The sequence below is a fragment of the Streptomyces sp. NPDC005808 genome, assembly GCF_042871385.1.
Taxonomy (GTDB): domain Bacteria; phylum Actinomycetota; class Actinomycetes; order Streptomycetales; family Streptomycetaceae; genus Streptomyces.
The window spans coordinates 289,465-310,942 of record NZ_JBIAIK010000004.1 but is presented as its reverse complement, the minus strand read 5'-3'; the positions used below and the strand labels follow the sequence as shown (position 1 = coordinate 310,942).

18 protein-coding genes and 2 pseudogenes are annotated in these 21,478 nt (G+C 70.3%); 14 read left to right on the top strand and 6 right to left on the bottom strand.

Features of this window, described 5'->3' with window-relative positions:
• Positions 1–171 precede the first annotated feature (171 nt).
• Positions 172–867: a GntR family transcriptional regulator gene (locus ACFYPC_RS11805; protein ID WP_388673936.1), complete on the bottom strand. Its 696-nt coding sequence runs from the start codon at positions 865–867 to the stop codon at positions 172–174.
• A 174-nt stretch (positions 868–1,041) separates the two neighbouring features.
• Positions 1,042–2,397, bottom strand: coding sequence for an aspartate aminotransferase family protein (locus ACFYPC_RS11800; protein WP_388673934.1), 1,356 nt, complete (start codon positions 2,395–2,397; stop codon positions 1,042–1,044).
• 14 nt (positions 2,398–2,411) lie between these two features.
• On the opposite strand from ACFYPC_RS11800, the pseudogene ACFYPC_RS11795 reads away from it, so the two are divergent.
• The 4 genes and pseudogenes from ACFYPC_RS11795 to ACFYPC_RS11780 all read left to right on the top strand — a co-directional run bounded on the left by ACFYPC_RS11795 (position 2,412) and on the right by ACFYPC_RS11780 (position 7,229).
• Positions 2,412–2,748: pseudogene (locus tag ACFYPC_RS11795) on the top strand (hypothetical protein).
• Positions 2,745–3,305, top strand: a pseudogene (locus ACFYPC_RS11790) (MarR family winged helix-turn-helix transcriptional regulator). Before ACFYPC_RS11795 ends, ACFYPC_RS11790 begins: the two co-directional pseudogenes overlap by 4 nt.
• A gap of 79 nt (positions 3,306–3,384) precedes the next feature.
• Entirely contained in the window at positions 3,385–5,565 is a 2,181-nt protein-coding gene (locus ACFYPC_RS11785) for a protein kinase (RefSeq protein WP_388673932.1), read from the top strand.
• 134 nt (positions 5,566–5,699) lie between these two features.
• Positions 5,700–7,229: a substrate-binding domain-containing protein gene (locus ACFYPC_RS11780; protein ID WP_388673930.1), complete on the top strand. Its 1,530-nt coding sequence runs from the start codon at positions 5,700–5,702 to the stop codon at positions 7,227–7,229.
• Between the two features lie 163 nt (positions 7,230–7,392).
• On the opposite strand, the gene ACFYPC_RS11775 is transcribed toward ACFYPC_RS11780, so the two are convergent.
• Positions 7,393–8,154 carry an SLATT domain-containing protein gene (locus ACFYPC_RS11775; protein WP_388674327.1) on the bottom strand — a complete coding sequence of 254 codons (762 nt, stop codon included), beginning with the start codon at positions 8,152–8,154 and terminating at the stop codon, positions 7,393–7,395.
• Between the two features lie 265 nt (positions 8,155–8,419).
• On the opposite strand from ACFYPC_RS11775, the gene ACFYPC_RS11770 reads away from it, so the two are divergent.
• The 3 genes from ACFYPC_RS11770 to ACFYPC_RS11760 all read left to right on the top strand — a co-directional run bounded on the left by ACFYPC_RS11770 (position 8,420) and on the right by ACFYPC_RS11760 (position 10,170).
• Positions 8,420–8,761 carry a YbaB/EbfC family nucleoid-associated protein gene (locus ACFYPC_RS11770; RefSeq protein WP_388673928.1) on the top strand — a complete coding sequence of 114 codons (342 nt, stop codon included), beginning with the start codon at positions 8,420–8,422 and terminating at the stop codon, positions 8,759–8,761.
• A gap of 157 nt (positions 8,762–8,918) precedes the next feature.
• A complete protein-coding gene (gene recR, locus ACFYPC_RS11765) occupies positions 8,919–9,518 on the top strand; it encodes a recombination mediator RecR (protein ID WP_086772885.1) in 600 nt (199 codons plus the stop codon).
• Positions 9,511–10,170, top strand: a complete 660-nt coding sequence (locus ACFYPC_RS11760) for a DUF5063 domain-containing protein (RefSeq protein ID WP_388673926.1) — start codon at positions 9,511–9,513, stop codon at positions 10,168–10,170. The genes recR and ACFYPC_RS11760 overlap by 8 nt, the downstream gene beginning before the upstream one ends.
• 229 nt (positions 10,171–10,399) lie before the next feature.
• Here ACFYPC_RS11760 and ACFYPC_RS11755 read toward each other — a convergent pair whose 3' ends face one another.
• A complete protein-coding gene (locus tag ACFYPC_RS11755) occupies positions 10,400–10,618 on the bottom strand; it encodes a hypothetical protein (RefSeq protein ID WP_388673924.1) in 219 nt (72 codons plus the stop codon).
• A gap of 149 nt (positions 10,619–10,767) precedes the next feature.
• Between ACFYPC_RS11755 and ACFYPC_RS11750 the strand changes: the two genes are divergently transcribed.
• The 6 genes from ACFYPC_RS11750 (at position 10,768) to ACFYPC_RS11725 (ending at position 18,052) form a co-directional block, all read left to right on the top strand.
• Complete coding sequence (locus ACFYPC_RS11750) at positions 10,768–11,082, top strand: Scr1 family TA system antitoxin-like transcriptional regulator (RefSeq protein WP_388674325.1); 315 nt, start codon at positions 10,768–10,770, stop codon at positions 11,080–11,082.
• Between the two features lie 968 nt (positions 11,083–12,050).
• Positions 12,051–12,554, top strand: a complete 504-nt coding sequence (locus tag ACFYPC_RS11745; protein ID WP_388673922.1) for an SgcJ/EcaC family oxidoreductase — start codon at positions 12,051–12,053, stop codon at positions 12,552–12,554.
• A 594-nt stretch (positions 12,555–13,148) separates the two neighbouring features.
• Positions 13,149–14,438, top strand: coding sequence for an aspartate kinase (locus ACFYPC_RS11740; RefSeq protein WP_388673920.1), 1,290 nt, complete (start codon positions 13,149–13,151; stop codon positions 14,436–14,438).
• A 31-nt stretch (positions 14,439–14,469) separates the two neighbouring features.
• Positions 14,470–15,552 carry an aspartate-semialdehyde dehydrogenase gene (locus ACFYPC_RS11735; protein ID WP_388673918.1) on the top strand — a complete coding sequence of 361 codons (1,083 nt, stop codon included), beginning with the start codon at positions 14,470–14,472 and terminating at the stop codon, positions 15,550–15,552.
• Between the two features lie 692 nt (positions 15,553–16,244).
• Positions 16,245–16,820, top strand: a complete 576-nt coding sequence (locus tag ACFYPC_RS11730) for a SigE family RNA polymerase sigma factor (RefSeq protein WP_388673917.1) — start codon at positions 16,245–16,247, stop codon at positions 16,818–16,820.
• A gap of 284 nt (positions 16,821–17,104) precedes the next feature.
• Positions 17,105–18,052, top strand: coding sequence for a hypothetical protein (locus ACFYPC_RS11725; RefSeq protein WP_388673915.1), 948 nt, complete (start codon positions 17,105–17,107; stop codon positions 18,050–18,052).
• A gap of 94 nt (positions 18,053–18,146) precedes the next feature.
• On the opposite strand, the gene ACFYPC_RS11720 is transcribed toward ACFYPC_RS11725, so the two are convergent.
• Positions 18,147–18,983, bottom strand: a complete 837-nt coding sequence (locus tag ACFYPC_RS11720; RefSeq protein WP_388673913.1) for an SURF1 family protein — start codon at positions 18,981–18,983, stop codon at positions 18,147–18,149.
• Between the two features lie 44 nt (positions 18,984–19,027).
• Positions 19,028–19,402: a nuclear transport factor 2 family protein gene (locus ACFYPC_RS11715; RefSeq protein WP_388673911.1), complete on the bottom strand. Its 375-nt coding sequence runs from the start codon at positions 19,400–19,402 to the stop codon at positions 19,028–19,030.
• A gap of 121 nt (positions 19,403–19,523) precedes the next feature.
• Between ACFYPC_RS11715 and ACFYPC_RS11710 the strand changes: the two genes are divergently transcribed.
• Positions 19,524–21,368, top strand: a complete 1,845-nt coding sequence (locus ACFYPC_RS11710) for a prolyl oligopeptidase family serine peptidase (RefSeq protein WP_388673909.1) — start codon at positions 19,524–19,526, stop codon at positions 21,366–21,368.
• The last annotated feature ends 110 nt before the right edge of the window (positions 21,369–21,478 follow it).

The window sequence follows — 21,478 nt, the reverse complement described above, 5'->3', positions numbered from 1 at the left end:
CAAACGCGGGACGGCCAAATGATCTCCGGCCCCGGGCCGCGCAGACCGCTCATCCGGCGGCCGGGCCGCATCACTCGGCGTCCAAAGCGCGTCATTCGACGCCCAAACGCGTCATTCGACGCCCAAACGCGTCATGCGGCGCCCAGGCGCGTCATGCGGCGCCCAAGTGCCTCATTCGGCGGCCAGGCGCTCGATCAGCGCGAGCGAGTGCGCGTTGTACGCCGTCACGATCGCGTGCGCCTCCGCGGAGTCGCGGCGGACGAGGGCGTCTACCAGTTCCGTGTGGGCCGACCACAGATGACCTTTGAGGTCGGCCACCTCGCGCAGGTGCTGGACCGCGCAGGCCCAGGACTGGATGCGCAGCCGGTGCAGGAAGTCGGCGAGGTAGGGGTTGCCGAAGAGGCCGCTCAGCTCGCGCCAGAAGCGGAGGTCGTAGCCGATCAGGATGTTCAGCTCGCCGGCGGCGGCGGCACGCCGGGCCTCCTCGCCGCGGCGGCGGACGCCCACCAGGGTGGCGGTGGTGCGGGGGTCCTGGGGCTGGTCCATGACGCCGACGGTGATGGACCGGAAGATGCCGTCCGTGACGAGGCTCCGCGCCTCGATCATGCCGCGGTAGTCGGCCGGGGAGTACTCGTGCACCCGGAAGCCGCGGTGCTGGTCCGCCTCCAGCAGGCCCTGTGCCGACAGGTCGACCAGTGCCTCGCGGACCGGGGTCGCGGAGACGCCGTACTGCTCGGCGATCTCCTTCACCGTGAATGCCTGGCCCGGCTGGAGGCGGCCGGCCAGCACCTCGTCACGGAGCGCGTCCGCGAGCTGCTGGCGCAGGGTGCTGCGGGTTACGGCGCCTTTGGCGCCGGTGCCGGGCATGGTGTGGGACTCCCCTTGTCGCGTATGTCCAGGAGCCAGTCACCTTACGCGGTGGGGGCAGGGGGGAGGTCTCTCGCCCCCTCCGCCCCCTCCGCCCCTTCCCGTCCATTCGAGCTGGAGATCTTTCGCGCGTCCGGCGTGCGTTCGCGGACGAGCGTGTTCAGGCCAACCCCGTCACACCACGTACTCGTCCGCCACAGCCAACGCCTCATCCAGTACCGAGAGCCCCTCCTTGGCCTCCCCCTCGGTGATGTTGCACGGCGGCACGACATGGGTGCGGTTCATGTTGATGAAGGGCCACAGACCGCCCGCCTTGGCGGCGGCGCCGAACGCGGCCATGGGAGCGTTGTCCGCCCCGGCGGCGTTGTAGGGCACCAGCGGCTCCCGGGTCTCCCGGTCCCGTACCAGCTCAAGGGCCCAGAAGACCCCCGTACCCCGCACCTCACCGATGCTCGGATGCCGCGAGGCGAGTTCCCGCAGCCCGGGCCCGATGACCGTCTCCCCGATATGCGCGGCCTGCTCGACGATCCCCTCCTCCTCCATCACGTTGATCGTGGCGACGGCGGCGGCACAGGCCAGCGGGTGCCCGGAGTACGTCAGACCGCCGGGGTACGGCCGCCGCGCGAAGGTCTCCGCGATCGCACCGGAGATGGCGACACCGCCCAGCGGTACGTACCCGGAGTTCACCCCCTTCGCGAAGGTCATCAGGTCCGGCGTCACGCCGTAGTGATCGGCGGCGAACCACTTCCCCGTACGCCCGAACCCGGCCATGACCTCGTCCAGGATGAAGACGATCCCGTACCGGTCGCAGAGCGCGCGCACCCCCGCGAGGTAGCCCGGCGGTGGCGTCATGATGCCCGCCGTACCCGGAACCGTCTCCAGGATCACGGCCGCGATCGTGCCCGGTCCCTCGAAGACGATCGTGTCCTCAAGGTGCTGAAGCGCCCGCTCGGACTCCTGCAGTTCGGTCTCCGAGTGGAAGGGGGAGCGGTAGAGGAAGGGTGTCCAGAAGTGGACGACACCCGCCGCGCCGCTGTCGTTCGGCCAGCGTCGCGGGTCGCCGGTGAGGTTGATCGCGGTGGAGGTGCCGCCGTGGTACGAGCGGTACGCGGAGAGGACCTTCGGGCGCCCGGTGTGCAGTCGAGCCATCCGCGTCGCGTTCTCGACGGCCTCCGCGCCCCCGTTGGTGAACAAGATCTTGTCCAGGTCGCCCGGGGTCCGCTCGGCGATCAGCCGGGCGGCCTCCGAACGCGCCTCCACGGCGAAGGCGGGCGCGAACGTGCACAGGGCTGCGGCCTGCTCCTGGATCGCGGCGACGACCTTCGGGTGCTGGTACCCGATGTTGGTGAAGACGAGCCCGCTGGTGAAGTCCAGATACCGCTTGCCTTCGTAGTCCCAGAAGTACGACCCCTCCGCACCGGCGACGGCGAGCGGGTCGATGAGCTCCTGCGCGGACCAGGAGTGGAACACGTGCGCACGGTCCGCGGCCTTCACGGCGGCGCCGGCCTGGGGGCTGGGCTGAGGGGTCATGCGGCGAAGCGTAAATGTCCACGAGGCGGGCGCGACATGGGCGCCTTGTCTGTGGCCGGGGGCATTCCACGACAGTCTGTCGGGCTTCACGCGGTCACACCACCGCCTACCTCGCCCGCGCCGGCCGCGAGATCCGTACCGTCGGCCCCACCCGGGAGCCCGTGACGACGGTCGGCGGCGCCCGCATCCAGCCCGACCTCGCCCCGCCGGCCCCACGGAACCCGTCGCCTTCGCCTGCGAGGTCTTCGGGCCCCCGGTGTGTACGAGGGCGAGGTGCTGGACGCCTGGTACCGGCTGTTCCACGACTCCGACCCCGCCGCCTACGCCGTACTCGAAAAGGCCGGGCAGTGAGGCGAGCGCGCCAGGACCTGCTGAGCCGCAGCGCACTCGGCGTCTTCCGGCTCAACGGCCAGTTCCTTTCCGTGGCCGAGGAGTTGGCCCGGCCCGCCGGGGCTTACCGCCGCCTGGTGGCAGGTGCTCGGCGCGGTACTCCGCGAGCCGCTGCCCGTCTCCGGGATCGCCCGCGCGATGGGCATCACCCGACCGAGCGTGCAGCGCATTGCCGACCTGCTGGCCGACAAGGGGCTTGCCGAGTACCTCCCCGCCCCCGCCCACCGCCGCGCCAAACTCCTCACCCCACCGAGGAGGGCCGCGCCGCCATCACCAAGATCGGCCCCGGCCACGCGGACCTGGCCGAGCGGCTGGCCGAGGCCCTTGGGGAGGACGGACTCGCGGACGCCGTACGGGTGTTGGAAAGCCTTTCGGCGGCGCGCGACGCCATGACTACGGACAGCGCTGCCGGGGCACAGAAACGGAACACCTCGTTACGGAACCGTAAGCACAGAAACGGAGCACCCCGTTACGGAACCGTAGACACAGAACCGGAAGACCCCGTTACGGAACCGTAGACACCGCTCCGCCCGCCGCCCCGTTCGGCCGCACTATCCTCAGCCTGTAGCACAGGTGCGGGGGAGGGTGGGCGCAAGCATGGAGAAGCTGGGGGCGGGGGATCCGCTGGGGGTCCCCCCGGCCGGAGGCTGGGGGAGGATCGGGGCGTATCGGCTGCTGGCGCGGCTCGGCGTCGGCGGGATGGGGCACGTGTATCTCGCCCGGTCCGACCGGGGGCGTACGGTCGCGGTCAAGCTGGTGCGCCGGGAACTTGCCGAGCAGGAGGAGTTCCGGGCGCGGTTCCGGCAGGAGGTGCTGGCGGCGCGGAAGGTCGGCGGGTACTGGACGGCGCCCGTGCTCGACGCGGACACCGAGGCCGAGATCCCCTGGCTGGCCACCGGTTACGTCGCGGGGCCCACCCTGCAGACCGTCGTGGGCCACGACCACGGGGCACTCCCCGAGCGGTCGGTACGCATCCTCGCGGCCGGGCTCGCACACGCCCTCCAGGACATCCACGCCGCGGGGCTGATCCACCGGGACCTCAAGCCCTCGAACGTCCTCGTCACCATCGACGGGCCCCGCGTCATCGACTTCGGGATCGCGCGCGCCCTGGAGACCGTGACCGAGAACGGCCTCACGCGCGCCGGCGCGCTCGTCGGCTCGCCCGGGTTCATGGCCCCCGAGCAGGTCCGTGGTGACCGCATCACGCCCGCGTGCGACGTGTTCTGCCTGGGCTCGGTCCTCGCGTACGCCGCGACGGGCGCCCTTCCCTTCGGTAGCGCCGACTCCGGTGCGCACGCGCTGATGTTCCGCATCGCGCAGGAGGAGCCCGACCTGGAGGGGATTCCGGAGGGCCTCGTCGACCTCGTACGCGCCTGCCTGCGCAAGGATCCCGCCGCCCGGCCCGGGCTCGGCGAGATCCTGGAGCTGTCCGGCGCGGAGGACACCGTCTCGGACGGGCGATCGCGCGATCCCTGGCTGCCGAGTGCGCTGGTGGCCCAACTCGGGCGGCACGCCGTGCAGTTGCTGGACACGGAGGACCCGGACGAGGGGCCGGGATCGGGGGCCCCGACGACACGACTGGCACGCGTCCCGGCCGCACCGCCCTCGTCTCCGACCCCGCCCCCTGGTCCGACTCCGACTCCGACTCCGACCCCCACTTCGTCTCCGGCCCCGCGCTCGGCTCCGACCCCGGACCTGTCCAAGCCGCCGGGGAGGCCTGCGACTCCGCCCCAGCCCTCCCCGGAGCACGCCCCCGCCTCCTCCGACGAAGGCCCGACCCCGTCCCCGTCCCCGTCCCTGCCCCCGGCCCCGTCCCCGTCGGGACAGCCGGCTCCTGCGGATCACCTGCCCACGATGATCGCGGGCACGGGCACGGGCACGGGCACGGGTACGGGCACGGGTACGGGTACGGGGTCGGGCCAAGTGCCGCCCCCGCCCGCCCCGCCGCCCGCCCCGCACCCCGCGTACGGCTATCCCCAACAGCAGCCGCATCCGTACGCCCAGCCGAATCCGCAGCCGCAGCCGCATTCGTACACGCAGCTGCATCCGCAGCAGTCGGCGAGCCCGCCGCAGGCCCCGCACCCCGCGTACGGCTATCCGCAGTCGGGCGGCTGGACCCAGCCGCCGGGGCCAACATCCCCGTACGGACCCGGAGTTGCCCCCTTCTCTCCCTTCACCCCCCAGCCCGACCGCTCAGGGAGAAGCAGCCGCTCCACCGCCGCCCTGATCGTCGTGGCGCTGATCGTCGCGCTCGGCGCGGGCGGCTCCGTCTACGCGTTGATGAGTGGCGGCGGAAGCGACACGACCGACGACGCCAAGCCGTCGGCCGACGCCGGCGCGCCCGTGACACCCGGCCCGGCCACCCCCGAGCCGTCCCCGACCAGCGCAAGCGCCTCGCCCACGACGCAGGCGTCCGAGAGCGGCACCATTCCGGAGGCGTACCTCGGCACCTGGAGTTCCGGCATCGACAACGACTCGGGCTCCAACACCCGCCAACTGGTCATCCAGCAGGGCGAGGTGGGTGACACGGTCCTCTCGCTCACCGCGGACGGCCCGGCCGGCAGCGGCACGTACCACTGCGTCTTCCAGGCCGCGCTGGCCGAGGCCCCGACTGCCGACGGGCCGCTGGAGATCGGTCCCTCCGAGGTCACCGTCGGCGAACCGGCCTCCGCCTGCTCCCCGGGCGCCGCCTCCGAGGTCACGCTCCTCCCGGACGGCAGCCTGCGCCGCGTGAACACGGAGTCGGGCGAGGCGCTGACGTACACGAAGAGCGGGTGACCGAGCGGGGGATGTACACGAAGAGTGGCTGACGGCACCTCAGGAAATTCACCTGGCGTCTCCCGGCGGTTCCCCGACGCGGGTGATCCGCGCCCTACCGTGTGCGGATCATCGGGCGCGGGGGAGTGGCTCAAGTGGAGTGGCTGAGCGCAGAGAATGTGGTGGCTGTCGGGACCGCCGTGATCGGTGTCGTCGCCTCCGCCGTGATGGTCTGGTACGAGCGCCGGGTGCCGCGCCGCAAGCGGATCGGCTACCGGGTGCAGATGGACAACCCGGTGGGCGACGGCGCGCGTTCGGGGCGTGCGAACGTCCGGCAGGGATGGTTCGACGAGGCGCCCGGCATGGCCGACGCCACGCTCGTGTTGCTGCGGATAGAGAACGACGGCTCGCAGAGCATCGCAGGCGACGACTACACGAGCCGTGAACGGCACGGTCTGACCGCGGTGTTCACGGACCGCGTCATCCGGGGCGTGTCCGTCACCCAGCCGGCCGGAACCGACCATCTGATGGACCACTTCACTCGGGCCGCGGGCCTCGCCTACGAGGACAACACCCTGCTCATCCCGCGCGTTCCGCTCAACCGGGGCGAGCACTTCAAGCTGCTGGTGCTGCTTTCGGGCGGCGACGTGGGGAGTCCGATTCGGATCATCGGCGGTATCAGGGACGGCGAGGTCCGGCCCAACCGTGCCATGACACCGGACGACCGGCCGCCGCTGTTCAGCCGTGCGGCCCAGCTGATCACCGCGTTGCTGACCGTGTGCGTGGTGACGCTCGCGCTGATCGTCGTGATGCGGGACGACACCCGGCCTCCGATCGGATGCGAGACGGGCAGCCTGACGGTCACCGGCTCGACCGCATTCGCGCCCGTGATGCGCGAGTTGGCCGAGAAGTACGAGGACGACTGCGGGGGCGCCGACATCACGGTGGACGCGCACGGCAGCCAGGCGGGCATGCGGGATCTGAACAGCGCCGGAGCCAAGTCCAAGAACGGTTCGCCGCCCGTCATCGCCCTCTCCGACGGGCCCAAGCCGGACAGCTACGACAGACTTCGCGAGAACCGCGTCGCCGTCTCGGTCTTCGCCCTGGTCGTCAACAACAAGATCCCCCTCATGAACATCTCGCTCGAGGACGTACGCCGCCTCTACCGCGGCGAGATCAAGAACTGGACGGAGCTCGACGGCCCCGACCTGCCCGTCCTCCTCGTCAGCAGGGACGCCAACTCCGGTACCCGGCAGGTCTTCCAGCGGCGCGTGCTGGAGCGCGGCGAGATCGCGAACTCCTCGCTGGACTGCGTCCACAAGGACGACCCGGCCGCCCCGGTCGTCCGCTGCGAACTCGACTCCACCGACCAGGTGCTGAGCACGGTGGCCGAGCTTCCCGGCGCGATCGGCTACAGCGAGCTCAACGGCGCCAACGGCTACGACGGTCTGCACCGGATCGGCCTCGACGGGCACGACGCCTCCGTCGAGGACCTCGAACACGGCACCAGCGACTACCCGTACCGCGAGATCGAGTACGCCTCCACCTACGGCGCCCCGCCCGTCGACTCCCTCGTCTCCAGCTTTCTCACCTACATCCGGGGCGCCGGCCAGGACGTGATCCGCACGCACGGGCACCTGCCGTGCGGGACGCCGGTGGGGCTGAGGATCTGCGGCGCGGGCTGAACCGGGGTTCCTCCCGCCAGGGCGGAGACTTTCAGCCCGTCCGGCGTTTGAGGACGAGCGCGTCCAGCGCGATGCGGGGGTCTGGGGGCGGCAGCCCCCAGGAACAAGGGACGGGCAGGGGCGGAGGGGGCGAAGAAACTCCTCCCCGCCCCGCCCCGCCCCGCTACCGAGGCTCCGGCGGCCGCTGTCGAGGCATGTTCGGCCGAGTCCCCGGCGGCAACGGCAACCGCCCCGGCGGGGTGCCCTCGGGCCGGGGCGACCCGGCCAGGGCCGACTGGATCCCCATGGGCGCCGACCCTGTCCGGAACTCCACCATCCAGTCCGCCGTCTCCGCCCGCACCAGCTCCGTCACATCGTCCGAGAACCGCCGCAGCACCCCGAGGCACCGATCGGCGGCCTCACTGGCCGTCCCCTCGGTCGGCCCCAGGACCTCCCGCACACTCTCGGACGCCCAGTCGAACTGAAGCACCTGAAGCCGCCGCTGCACCGCCTGAGCCGTGGCCACGTCCCTTATCCACCCGGACGTCACCCCGAAGAACCGGTCCCCCGCGACGCACGCGCCCCCGAGCAACAGCGCCAGGTACCCCCAGGGGGCGACCCCGCCGACCACGCCCGTGAGGTCGAGCAACGGCAGCGCGGCCCCGGCGACAGCGCCCAGCGCGGCCCCGCACCGCAGCGCCCGCGCCCCGCGCCGCTTGCGTACCCGGTCGGTGAGATACCAGGAAGCCGTGTCGAGCGCCCCGTGCTCCACCCACCGGTACAGCTCGTCGAGCCGTTCCGCCGGCTCGCCCCAGTCCCCGAGCGGAAAGGGCCGCCCGGTCAGGTCGCCGCCCGGCCGGGCCCCCGCGGCGCCGTCGTCGCGCCCGCCCTGCCCGCCCCGGCCGTCCTCGGGCGGCCCCTCGGGCTGCATCTCCGGCTGGCTCACCCGGCACTCCCTACTGACGACGGTGATGACGTTCCGTGACGTCACGTGACGCATGATGCAGGAGCGTCGCCACCTTCTTACCGCCCAATGGGTGGCGATGGCCCAGGTTTCATCGCTTTTCCGACCGGAAGTGGGGCTTGATCAGGTATAGGCTTCCGGACCGTCTCACTCGAAAGAGTGCTTGAGCGATGGCCCCGCGGACCACGTAGGCTCGTGCCGAGAGGGAAAACCCGCACTCACAGCCGTACGAAACCAGGAGCTGATCGTGATTCCCGGTGGTGGCCAGCCCAACATGCAGCAGCTGCTCCAGCAGGCCCAGAAGATGCAGCAGGACCTCGCGAACGCGCAGGAGGAACTCGCGCGCACCGAGGTCGACGGTCAGGCGGGCGGCGGCCTGGTGAAGGCGACGGTGACGGGTTCCGGTGAGCTGCGGGCCCTGGTCATCGACCCGAAGGCCGTGGACCCGGACGACACCGAAACCCTCGCGGACCTGGTCGTCGCGGCGGTCCAGGCGGCGAACGAGAACGCGCAGGCGCTCCAGCAGCAGAAGCTCGGCCCGCTCGCCCAGGGCCTCGGCGGCGGCGGTATCCCCGGCCTGCCGTTCTGAGACACGGCGTGCCGATTGAGACACGGCGTGCAGTTCTGAGACACGGCGTCTCATTTCTGAGACGTGGTCTGCCTTTCTAAGAGGGGCAAGGGCCAACTACGGTACTTACGTACGTACCGCCGAAGCACGCACGTGAGGACCCAGGAAAGGCAGTCCGTTGTACGAAGGCGTGGTCCAGGACCTCATCGACGAGTTGGGGCGGCTCCCCGGCGTCGGTCCCAAGAGCGCGCAGCGGATCGCTTTCCACATCCTCCAGGCCGAGCCGACGGACGTCCGCCGTCTCGCGCAGTGCCTCATGGAGGTCAAGGCGAAGGTCCGCTTCTGTGCTACCTGCGGGAATGTCGCGCAGGAGGAGCTGTGCAACATCTGCCGCGATCCGCGCCGCGACCTGTCGGTCATCTGCGTGGTCGAGGAGCCGAAGGACGTCGTGGCGGTCGAGCGCACCCGCGAGTTCCGGGGCAAGTACCACGTCCTGGGCGGAGCGATCAGCCCGATCGAGGGTGTGGGCCCGGACGACCTGCGTATAAGGGAACTGCTGGCCCGACTGGCCGACGGTGTGGTCACGGAGCTGATCCTCGCCACGGACCCGAACCTGGAGGGCGAGGCCACGGCCACGTACCTCGCCCGCATGATCAAGCCCATGGGCCTCAAGGTCACCCGCCTGGCCAGCGGCCTCCCGGTGGGTGGCGACCTGGAATACGCGGACGAGGTCACGCTCGGCCGCGCCTTCGAGGGGAGACGACTCCTAGATGTCTGACGCCACGCTTCACGCGACCAGCCAGGATCCGGACGATTTCGTGGTCCAGATCGCGGACCAGGTGGAGAGCTTCCTGGTCGCCGTCTCCGAGGTGGCGAAGGGCGACGAGCCGGACTCGGCGGTCCCCTTCCTCCTCCTGGAGGTCTCCCAGCTCCTGCTGGCCGGCGGCCGCCTCGGCGCGCACGAGGACATCCTTCCCGACGAGCGCTACGAGCCCGACCTGGGCCCGGAGCCCGACGTGGACGATCTCCGCGAGCGTCTGGCGGTGATGCTGGAGCCGATCGACGTCTACTCGGAGGTCTTCGACCCCTACGAGCCGCGCAAGGCCCCGGTCCCGGCCCGCATCTCCGACGACCTCGCCGACGTCATCGCCGACCTCCGCCACGGCATGGCCCACTACCGCGCCGGCCGCACCACGGAAGCCCTCTGGTGGTGGCAGTTCTCCTACTTCTCCAACTGGGGTTCCACCGCCTCCGCAACCCTCCGCGCTCTCCAGTCCGTGGTCGCCCACGTCCGCCTCAACCAGCCCCTCGAAGAACTGGACGGCCTCGACACCGACCAGGACCTCGGCGAGGAAGCCCTCGCGGAGGCAGCGGGCAAGGTCATGGCAGAGGAGATCGCGGAACCGCTGGGGCTGCGGACGGTCAAGTAGGCGCCTGCCTGCATGGGTGCGTGGCACAAATCTGCCAATCAAGGCCCCCAGGGGGCCTTGAGCCGCCGAAGCTCGCGGAAAACCGCAGGTGGCGGGCGTGGCTGTGCAGGACTGACCGGGTAATCGGCAGATTTGTCCCACCAGCCCGCACCCCCTCCGCCACCAGCCCGCACCCCATCTCCGCGACCAGCCCGCACCCCATCTCCGCCACCGGTCCACGAACACGAGCTCAGCCCGACCGGCCCGCCGCCGCGACGAGCAGCGACTCGGCGTCCACATACGGCACTTCGGGCGTCGGCTCGCTGTACCACCGCAGCGGCCAGGTGTTCCCGTCCAGCGCCGGGATCCCGATGTAGGTGAGAGACACCGTGCTCCTCCCGCCGAACTGCTGCACGCCGAGGGGCCAGTCGTGCCGCCGTACCTCCCCCGGAGCGAGCAGGAAGTACATCCACCGGTACCCGGTCGCCTCGCAGACGATCGGTCCGGCGTCCCCGCCCTCCGCCGCCTCGACGATCAGGCCGGCGACGCGTTCCCCTCGTACGCCCTCGATCCGTACGGCGTCGAAGTGGACGCCCGTGACGCGGAGTTGATGCCCGGATCGCGGCCCGGACGGAGCGGCAGGCCATCCTCACGGAGCGCAGACCGCCGGTGGCCCTGAGCTTCGTCCTCTACGAGGCGGTGTTGCGCGGCCCCCAGGCGGACGCCGAGCAGCTGCGCCACCTGCTGGAGGTGTCGCGCCCGCGGAACGTCTCGTTGCAGGTGCTGCCCTTCGAACGGGCCGTCAGCGCCGCGCTCTTGGGGCCCATGGCGCTGCTGGAGACCCGCGATCACGAGCGGTCCGCCCTCACGGAAGGCCCGTTCGCCAGCGACCTGTCGGCCGACCCGGAGGTGGGCGGCGTCTTCATCCCCTGACCAACGCGATCACTGATACGAGAAGGCTTAGGATTCCCGCCAGTTCAGCAAGCACGGTGAGTAGGCGAGGCTTGTCGCTCACGGGAGCAGGCACAGGCTCAGGACCAGGCGCAGGCCCGAACCCAGGACCGGACCCAGGACCGGACCCAGGACCGGACCCAGGACCGGACCCAGGACCGGACCCAGGACCGGACCCAGGGCCGGACCCAGGACCGGACCCAGGACCGGACCCAGGGCCGGACTGACCCGCCTGAGGCGTAGAACCGGCCGGAGGCGCAGAACCGGCCGGAGGCGCAGATCCCCGCATAGACCCGCGCTCAGGCTCGGGCGAACTCGCATACCGCGGGAATTCGCTCTGCCTGCCGTCGAATTCAGGGAAGAAGGGAGTCTGACCTGGCGCCCCGTGGCCGAGTCGTCTCCCGCGTATCGCGCCGCAGATCAGGTAGGCAACCGAGATCAGGAGCAGCGCCGCACTGGCCAGGACGGGAGTCAGTTCCTGAGTCCGCATGGCCGCGGCCAGGAGAGCCACACCTGCGCCGAGGCAGGTAGCCAGAAGCAGGCCGGTCTGCGGGCGTCGTTCGGCCAGCACTCTTCCCCCGAGATCGTCGACGTTGAGCCTCACATGATGCCCGCATACCCCAGGGCCCGCCAGGAGCGGGCCCCTTTGCGCGCCCGCGAAGGAGCCCGAACGCGCATGCCAGAAGCGGGTGTTCTCGCGTACCTGGGGTTCACCCGTACGAGAAGCGTGACGGCGAGTGGCTCATCGTCGACCACCACTCCTCTCTGCTTCCGGCCGCGGGCTGACCGTCACGATTGACCGCGCCGGCCGGGGCTCCCCCTGAATCCCCGGGAAGTCTTGGCCAGGCGCTGATCGTTTTTTGGGCGGGTCTTTGCCAGTACGAGAGGAAAGTGGAAGCGCTCCCGGAAGGCACCAAGCGGGAGCAACTCACTTAACCTGTACAGGAGTTGTGATGCGTCACATACGGACTCGCGTGGCCATAGCCACCGCCGCGGCCCTGGTCGCCGCCGGCACCATCACCGTCGGCGTCAGCACGGCCAGCCCGGAGGCGAAGAGCACCGCGCCCACCACCGCGGAGATCGCCGGCCTCTTCAATGGCTGGAGAGCTGCGCTGGAGACGGGCGACCCGGAGATCGTCGCCGACCGGTACGCGAGCGACGCGGTGTTGCTCCCCACCCTCTCGCCCGAAATCCGTACGACCCGCGCGGGGATCATCGACTACATGGAGGGCTTCCTCGCCAAGAAGCCCGTGGCCTCGAAGGTCCAGACCGTGATCAAGGTTCTCGACGCCAACGAGGCCATCGACACGGGGCTCTACGAGTTCCAGCTCACCGATCCCGATACCGGCGTGCAGAGCACCGTCGAGGCGCGCTACACGTTCGAGTACGAGAAGGTGAACGGCCACTGGCTGATCGAGAACCACCACTCCTCGCTGCTGCCGGCCGCAAGCTGACCCCGACGCACAGGCCGCCCCGGGAGCGTTCCGCAACGCCACGGCCCCGCCGCCGTCCGGCACCAGCTGTTCGACGGCGGCGAGGCCGAGGCCGGAGCCCGGAGCCGGAGCCCGGAGCCGGAGCCGGGGCCGGGGCGCCCGGTCAGGCTCTGGCCGCGCCAGAAGCGGTCGTAGGTACGGGACTGCCGGACTGCTGCGCGTGCCCGCCATCCGGGGGCCCTGGTCGAACACCGTCGGCTCCTTCACACGCTCAGCCGCTCCTCGACGAGTTTCCGCAGCGGTAACGCCAGCGGCAGCGGCTGCGGCAGCGCCCCCGTCGCGGACACGGAGTACGCGGGCGGTCGAACCCGGTGCTTGAAAGTTGAGTCAGACCTCCCCCGTGTGACGCCGCGCACTTTCCCGAGTGACGGGTCCCGGCTGCGGGCAGGTGCCGTCCGGAGCGGCCGGAGGACCTCGCTGACCTGACGGACCGGGTGATCACTACGTGGGCGGGACATCTCACGATGCGATACCCCGGAGGGGAATTCCGGCCGCTCGTTAGACTGAGCCGACCGCAGTTGTGCGGTGCAGGGACGGATTGATCGAGGAGCGCGCGTGGGCCTTGTCGTGCAGAAGTACGGAGGTTCCTCCGTAGCCGATGCCGAGGGCATCAAGCGTGTCGCCAAGCGGATCGTGGAAGCGAAGAAGAACGGCCACCAGGTGGTCGTGGTCGTTTCCGCGATGGGCGACACGACGGACGAACTGATCGATCTCGCCGAGCAGGTGTCTCCGATGCCAAGCGGGCGGGAGTTCGACATGCTGCTGACCGCGGGAGAGCGGATCTCCATGGCGCTGCTGGCCATGGCGATCAAGAACCTGGGCCACAGCGCCCAGTCGTTCACGGGCAGCCAGGCAGGTGTCATCACCGACTCGGTCCACAACAAAGCGCGGATCATCGACGTCACGCCGGGCCGTATCCGTACGGCGCTCGACGAGGGCAACATCGCCATCGTCGCCGGTTTCCAGGGCGTCTCGCAGGACAAGAAGGACATCACCACACTCGGACGCGGCGGGTCGGACACGACCGCCGTCGCGCTGGCGGCGGCCCTCGACGCCGAGGTGTGCGAGATCTACACCGACGTGGACGGCGTGTTCACCGCCGACCCGCGAGTGGTCAAGAAGGCCCGGAAGATCGACTGGATCGCCTTCGAGGACATGCTGGAGCTCGCCGCTTCCGGCTCCAAGGTGCTGCTCCACCGCTGTGTGGAATACGCGCGCCGCTACAACATCCCGATCCATGTGCGCTCGTCCTTCAGCGGACTCCAGGGCACCTGGGTCAGCAGCGAACCACTCGTTCTGAAGACACAGCAAGGGGACCAGAAGGTGGAGCAGGCCATCATCTCGGGTGTCGCGCACGACACCTCCGAGGCCAAGGTCACGGTCGTCGGCGTCCCGGACAAGCCCGGCGAGGCCGCCTCGATCTTCCGCGCGATCGCCGACGCCCAGATCAACCTCGACATGATCGTGCAGAACGTGTCGGCGGCCACCACGGGTCTCACCGACATCTCCTTCACCCTTCCCAAGACCGACGGCCGCAAGGCCATCGACGCCCTGGAGAAGGCGAAGGACGTCATCGGCTTCGAGTCCCTGCGCTACGACGACCAGATCGGCAAGATCTCTCTCGTCGGCGCCGGTATGAAGACGAACCCGGGTGTCACGGCCGGCTTCTTCGAGGCCCTGACCCAGGCCAACGTGAACATCGAGCTGATCTCGACCTCCGAGATCCGCATCTCGGTCGTCACCCGCGCCGACGACGTGAACGAGGCCGTGCGCGCCGTGCACACCGCCTTCGGGCTCGACTCCGACAGCGACGAGGCCGTCGTCTACGGAGGCACCGGACGATGACCGTCCTCTCGTACGGAGGTACGGGCCGCTGATGGCCCGTACCGGTGCCGGGGCGCGGACCGAACGGCCGACGCTCGCTGTCGTGGGTGCGACCGGTGCCGTCGGCACGGTCATGCTCCAGATCCTGTCCCAGCACGCCGACATCTGGGGCGAGATCCGTCTGATCGCCTCTCCGCGCTCGGCCGGCCGCAAGCTGGCCCTGCGCGGTGAGGAGGTCGAGGTCGTGGCCCTCACGGAGGAGGCCTTCGACGGGGTCGATGTCGCGATGTTCGACGTACCGGACGAGATCGCCGCCCAGTGGGCGCCGGTCGCCGCCGCCAAGGGCGTGGTCGTCGTCGACAACTCCGGCGCCTTCCGGATGGACGCGGACGTGCCCCTCGTCGTACCGGAAGTGAATCCGCACGCGGCGCGCGTCCGCCCGCGCGGGATCATCGCCAACCCGAACTGCACGACCCTCTCCATGATCGTGGCGCTCGGCGCGCTGCACGCCGAGTTCGGGCTCCGCGAGCTGGTGGTGTCCAGCTACCAGGCGGTGAGCGGGGCGGGCCGCGCGGGCATCGACACCCTGCGCCAGCAACTGTCGCTGGTCGCGGGCACGGAACTGGGGACCAAACCCGGTGACGTACGGCGCGTGGTCGGGGACAACACCGGGCCGTTCCCGGAGCCGGTGGCGCTGAACGTGGTGCCGTGGGCCGGGTCCCTCGCCGATGACGGTTTCTCCTCGGAGGAGATGAAGGTACGCAACGAGTCCCGCAAGATCCTGGGGCTCCCCGCGCTTCCCGTGGCCGTGACGTGCGTACGCGTCCCCGTCGTCACCACGCACTCCCTCACCGTCCACGCCCGTTTCCAGGGTGAGGTCACCGTCGCCAAGGCGCGGGAGATCCTCGCCACCGCGCCCGGCGTCGTACTGTTCGACAACCCGGCCGCCGGAGAATTCCCCACGCCCGCCGACGTGGTGGGCACGGACCCGACCTGGGTCGGCCGGGTACGCCGGTCGCTGGACGATTCGACGGCACTCGAACTGTTTGTCTGCGGGGACAACTTGCGCAAAGGTGCCGCATTGAACACAGCGCAGATCGCGGAGCTCGTGGCCGCGGAGATCACGAGAGCTTAAATTCTGCGTTCCGGGTGTCCGCCAGCCGAAATCCTGACCGGAATCCTGGTGGCGACAGCAGGATTCGTTTGTAGGATCTGCGATGGATGTGTGGTGCGAGCATCCGAATGAGCGCGCCGGCCTTCAGGTGGCCGGTGCGCCTGCATGAGCTCTCCGGTCTTCAGGTGACTGGTGGGTGTGTCTGGGCCCTCCGGTCTTCAGTTCGTCGGCGGGTGTGTCTGGGCCCTTCGGTCTTCAGGTGACCGATGGGTATGTACGGGCGTCTCGGTCTTCAGGTGGTCGGTGGTCCGGACGGGCTTGCCGGCGTTCATGTGGCCGGTACGGTCCGCCGGATGTGTGGTGAACGTAATGGTCCATACCACTTGAAACGAGTCACCAGTCGTTCGAAGATTTCCTCCCCGTCCTCCGCAACCGCGCGGAGGGCGGGGAGCGTCTTTGCGGTCGCCGTCCAGGGGGTGGTCGGGCGTCGCGGTAAAACGGGACATAGGGGATGGGCTGGTACGCATGAGGGCATTTGGCGCATTGTCAAAAGGGGTGCCTGACGCAAACGCGACGCCTGATGCGTACAACCCTGGCGGGGGGACGCGTGTCCAACTGGCGTGGCAGAGGTACTCGATTTCACAGCGGTACAGACAAGGGGCAGCGCCCTGCGTCCGCCCCGCCGACTCCGCGGCCCCGGTGCGTCCGGTGGCATGCCGGTGATCGCGCCCATGCCCTCAGCGCGGCCCACCCGCATCCCGGACCAGCGTGACGGCGCCGAGGACAGCACGGCCGCCGGGACCACCGTCGACCACCTGACCGAGACCTACCGTGCGCACTACCGCTCGCTTCTGGGTCTCGCGGCACTCCTGCTCGACGACACCGCGTCCTGCGAGGACGTCGTCCAGGAGGCCTTCATCCGGGTGCACTCGGCGCGCAAACGCGTCCGGGACCCTGAGAAGACGCTCGCGTATCTGCGTCAGACCGTGGTGAACCTCTCGCGATCCGCCCTTCGGCGGCGCATCCTCGGTCTGAAGCTCCTCTCCAAGCCGATGCCCGACATGGCGAGCGCCGAGGAAGGCGCCTACGACCAGTTGGAGCGTGACGCGCTGATCAAGGCGATGAAGGGACTCCAGCGCCGCCAGCGCGAGGTCCTGGTCCTGCGCTACTTCGCGGACATGACCGAGGCCCAGGTCGCCGAGACACTCGGAGTGTCGCTGGGGTCGGTCAAGGCATACGGCTCGCGCGGCATAGCGGCGCTCCGTGTTGCCATGGAGGCGCCGGTATGAGCGGTTACGACGAGCAATGGCGTCCCGGGGAACCCCGGCGCCCTGAACACGAGCACAAGCAATCGCACGCTGGGAACGGAATTGTGAATCACGGCCCTGAAACACACGGCCGCGACGGAGCCGGCCCGGAGGAACGGGGCGCGGCAGGCCGGAGTTCGGAGGGACACGGCCCGGGAGGGCTCGGATCTGACGGACCTGGCTTCGGGGGGCTCGGCTCCGCAGGACACGACTTCTCAGGGCACGACTTCGAAGGGCTCGGCCCGGACGAGCAGACGCTGCGGCTGTTGCTGCGTCAGGCCGTCCAGGAGATCGAGCCCACCGACGGAACCCTGGACCACCTGCGCCGAGCGGTCCCGGTCAGGCGAGCCCGCAAGCGGCAGGCCGTGGTCGGTATGGCGGCCGCCGCGCTCTTCATCGGAACAGCGGTCCCGGCTCTGCTGCACGTCTCGAACGCCTCGGGATCGAACGCCAGTCCGTCCATCGCGGGCAACAGCTCGCAGACGCAGGGCGGCTCCGCCCAGGGCAAGACCGAGGACGGGGGGGAACGCGGGGTGGGCGGTTCCTCCGACACGGTCAAGGAGCCGGGCAAAGAAGGCACGACGAGCACGCCGGAGGCGACCAAGGACGCGGGAAGCGGGGCCGTCACGGGTGGCGCCGGTCCGACGGAGACCTCGACGATGAGCGTGCCCCAGTGCACCGCGGACCAGCTCGGCGGGGCCACCAGTACCCTCGGCGACCCGGACTCCACCGGCACGATCTACGGCTCCTTCGCCGTTTCGAACGTCTCCACCACGGCGTGCGCGGTCAGCGGCGCGGGAAGCGTGACCACCGTCACGCAGGGCGCGGCGGACGCCACCAAGGTCAATGTGGTGAACCATGTGGCGGGCGACGCGGCCACCAGCCTGCCCGACCCCTCCACGGAGGTCGCCTCGCCGGTACTTCAGCCGGGCATCTCGTACGTCGTGAAGTTCGCCTGGGTGCCCTCGGAGACCTGTCCGACCATCGAGCCCTCACCGGATCCGACCCCGACGGAGGACGGCACCATCGGCGGCACCTCCACGGACTCGGGCGGCACTTCGACGCAGTTGGTCACGGAGGACGCGTCGGTCGACGGCAGCGTCACCGTCTCGCACACGGATCAGACGGGTACGGTCACGGCGACCACGACGATCTCCAACGCGTGCGCGGGAACGGTGTACCGCACGGGGATGCTGGCGCCCGACGGTTCCTGAAGTTCCCGCGTCTCTTCGAAGAGACAGCAGAGACAGCAGAGACAGCAGAGACAGCAGAGGTACGGGAAGAGGTACGGGAAGGACTGCGGAAGGTCTACCGGACCGGTGTGCGGGCGTCGGTGTCCGGTACCGGTTCCCCGGCCGGGATTTCCGGATCCGCGTCCGGATCCGCGTCCGGGATCAGGCCCAGTTCCGAGTCCCGCGCGAACTCCACCTCGCGGCGCAGCAGCCGGAACCACATGAAGAGCACGAAGCCCGCGAAGACGAACCACTCACCCGTGTAGCCGAGGTTCTGGAACGCCTTCAGGTCCAGGCCGGTGTCCTGCGGGGCGGTCGCGGGAACGGCCGTCATCCCGCTGTCGGCCTTGTCGAGGGTGATCCACGCGTCGTACACCTTGTACGGCACCAGGTTCACCAGCGATGCCGCGCTGATCGCGCCGGTCTGGCCCTTGGGCAGCCCGCCGACGGCACTCACCCCGTTCGACCCCGGGCTCTCGGACGCCTGGAGCGCGCCGGTCACCGTGATCTCGCCGGTGGGCGGGGCCGGAGCCTTCGACGGGTCCACTTCGCCAGGCAGCCAGCCCCGGACGACGGGCAGCGCCCGGCCGTCGTCGGTCCGCAGCAGCGTCAGTACGTAGAAGCCCTGCCGGTCGCCCAGGTCGCGGTCCGGCACGAGTAGTTGGTCGGCGTAGCGGCCGGTCGCGACGGCCTGATTGCCGGACGTGCTCTTGTCGACGGGCAGCAGCTCGGCCAGCGGGCGCGGCGCTTCCGTCTTCGCCGCCTCCACCTGTTTGTCCGCGTCGCGACTGGTCTGCACCCGGTCCTCGAACCGCCCCAACTGCCATGAGCCCATGAAGATGCAGAAGGGGATGGCCAACAGCACGAAGACGTTGATCCCCCACCAGCGGGGCGTCAGCAGGAACCGGTACACGACTTCCAAGGTACGGGGCCGCGGGGCGGGGCCGGGCCTCGGGGTCAGTACCGCACTGTGAGGTGCTCGCGCCCGGGCGGGGGTTCGTACGGCTCCGGCCAGAAGTCGGTGACCGAGGCTATTCGCCCCGATCCGTCCGCCGTGAAGAACGTGATGGCGTGGATCTCCTCCAGGCCCACCGTGACGCAGGTCCAGGAGACGGCCTGGCCCGGCTCGGCTATGACGCGCTCGATCCGGACGTGCCAGTCGCCCGGATACTCCCGGTTGAACTGGACGTACCTCTCTTTGCCGCTGATCAGTTCCCGCGTCTGCGGCAGGGTGTAGACGACGTCCTCGGCCAGCGTGTCCGCGAACGCGGTCCAGTCCCGGGCGTCGGCGGCGGCCCAGTAGCTCTCGACTGTTTTGCGCAGCTCGGTCATGGCACGAAGTCTGCACCCGCCCACTGACAATCGGCCTTGGCCGGCCCACCCGGCCGGGAAGTTATCCACAGGCTGGGGACCCCGGCAGCGGATTGTCGGGCGGGCCAGGCACTATGGGGCCATGACTGAGAGCAACGGGCCCATCCAGGGGAAAGCGGCCGCAGCGCAGGACGGATCCATGCCGGACTGGGAGAAGCGCTTCAGGGCGCCGCGGGTGTCGCTGCCGGACTGGGCGGAGGACGCACCGCACCGCTCGCTGTTCGTCTCGAACGCGACGGGGACGTACGAGTTGTACGCGTGGGACCGGGCGACGGGGGAGCAGCGCCAGGTCACGGACCGGGCCAACGGCACGACGGACGGGGTGCTCTCGCCCGACGGCGAGTGGATCTGGTGGTTCGACGACAAGGACGGCGACGAGTTCGGCATCTGGCGCCGTCAGCCGTTCGAGGGTTCCCCTGTCTCCGACGGTCCGGACGAGCCGGCGGCCCCGGGCCTTGAGCCGTCCTACCCCGGGGGACTCGCGATCGGCCGGGACGGGCGTACGGCTGTCGTGGGGCGTTCCACCGATGAGGACGGCTCGACGATCCATGTGGCCAGGACCGGCGAGGAGCCCGTGGAGATCTACCGTCACCGGGAGTCCGCGGGCGTGGGCGACCTCTCGTACGACGGCTCGCTGATCGCTGTCGAGCACACCGAGCACGGCGACGCGATGCACTCGGCGCTGCGGGTGCTGCGCCCGGACGGTTCGGCGGTCGCGGAGCTCGACGACACCAAGGGCGGCACGGTCGAGCTGGGCCTGGAGGTCCTCGGCTTCGCCCCGGTCGAAGGTGACACGCGGCTGCTCATCGGGCATCAGCGGCGCGGCCGTTGGGAGCCCCTGGTGTGGGACGTGGCGACCGGCGCGGAGACGGAGCTGGTCCTCGACCTGCCCGGCGACGTGGGCGCCGAGTGGTATCCGGACGGCTCGGCGCTGCTCGTCGCGCACAGCTTCGAGGCCCGCAGCGACCTGTGGAAGTACGACCTGGCGTCCCATGAGCTGACCCCTGTGCCGACCCCGCCGGGCTCGGTCTCGGGGGCGACGGCCCGACCCGACGGAACGGTGGAGTACCTGTGGTCGTCGGCGGCCGAGCCGTCGGTGGTCCGTTCGACGACGGGTGCCGTGGTCCTGGACCCGCCGGGCCTGAAGTCCCCGGGATCCGTCCCGGTGGAGGACGTCTGGGTGGAGAGCCCCGGCGGCCGCGTGCACGCTCTCGTCCAGAAGCCTGCGGGCGCGAGTGGCCCGCTCCCCACGGTCTTCGACATCCACGGCGGCCCGACCTGGCACGACAGCGACTCGTTCGCGGCGGGCCCGGCGGCGTGGGTGGACCACGGATACGCGGTGGTGCGGGTCAACTACCGCGGTTCCACCGGGTACGGGCGTGAGTGGACGGACGCGCTCAAGCACCGCGTCGGTCTCATCGAGCTGGAGGACATCGCGGCGGTCCGCGAATGGGCGGTGACGTCCGGGCTCGCCGACCCCGACCGCCTGATTCTCACCGGCGGTTCCTGGGGCGGGTACCTCACCCTTCTCGGCCTGGGTACCCAGCCGGACCTCTGGGCCCTCGGCATCGCCGCCGTCCCGGTCGCCGACTACGTCACGGCGTACCACGACGAGATGGAGGCGCTGAAGGCCATGGACCGCACCCTCCTCGGCGGCACCCCGGAGGAGGTCCCGGAACGCTTCGCGGCCTCGTCCCCCCTGACCTACGTCGACGCGGTGAAGGCTCCCGTCTACATCTCGGCCGGCGTCAACGACCCCCGCTGCCCCATCCGCCAGGTCGAGAACTACGTCGACCGCCTCACCGCCCGCGACGCCGTCCACGAGGTCTACCGCTACGACGCGGGCCACGGCTCCCTGGTCGTGGACGAACGCATCAAGCAGGTCCGGCTGGAGCTGGACTTCGCGGAGCGGCACCTGGGCGGGTAGCGGGGGTTTGCTCGCCCCCTCCGCCCCTACCCGTCCCGTACCTGGGGGCTGCCGCCCCCGGACCCCCGCTTCGGCCTGGACGGCCTCGTCCTCAAACGCCGGACGGGCTG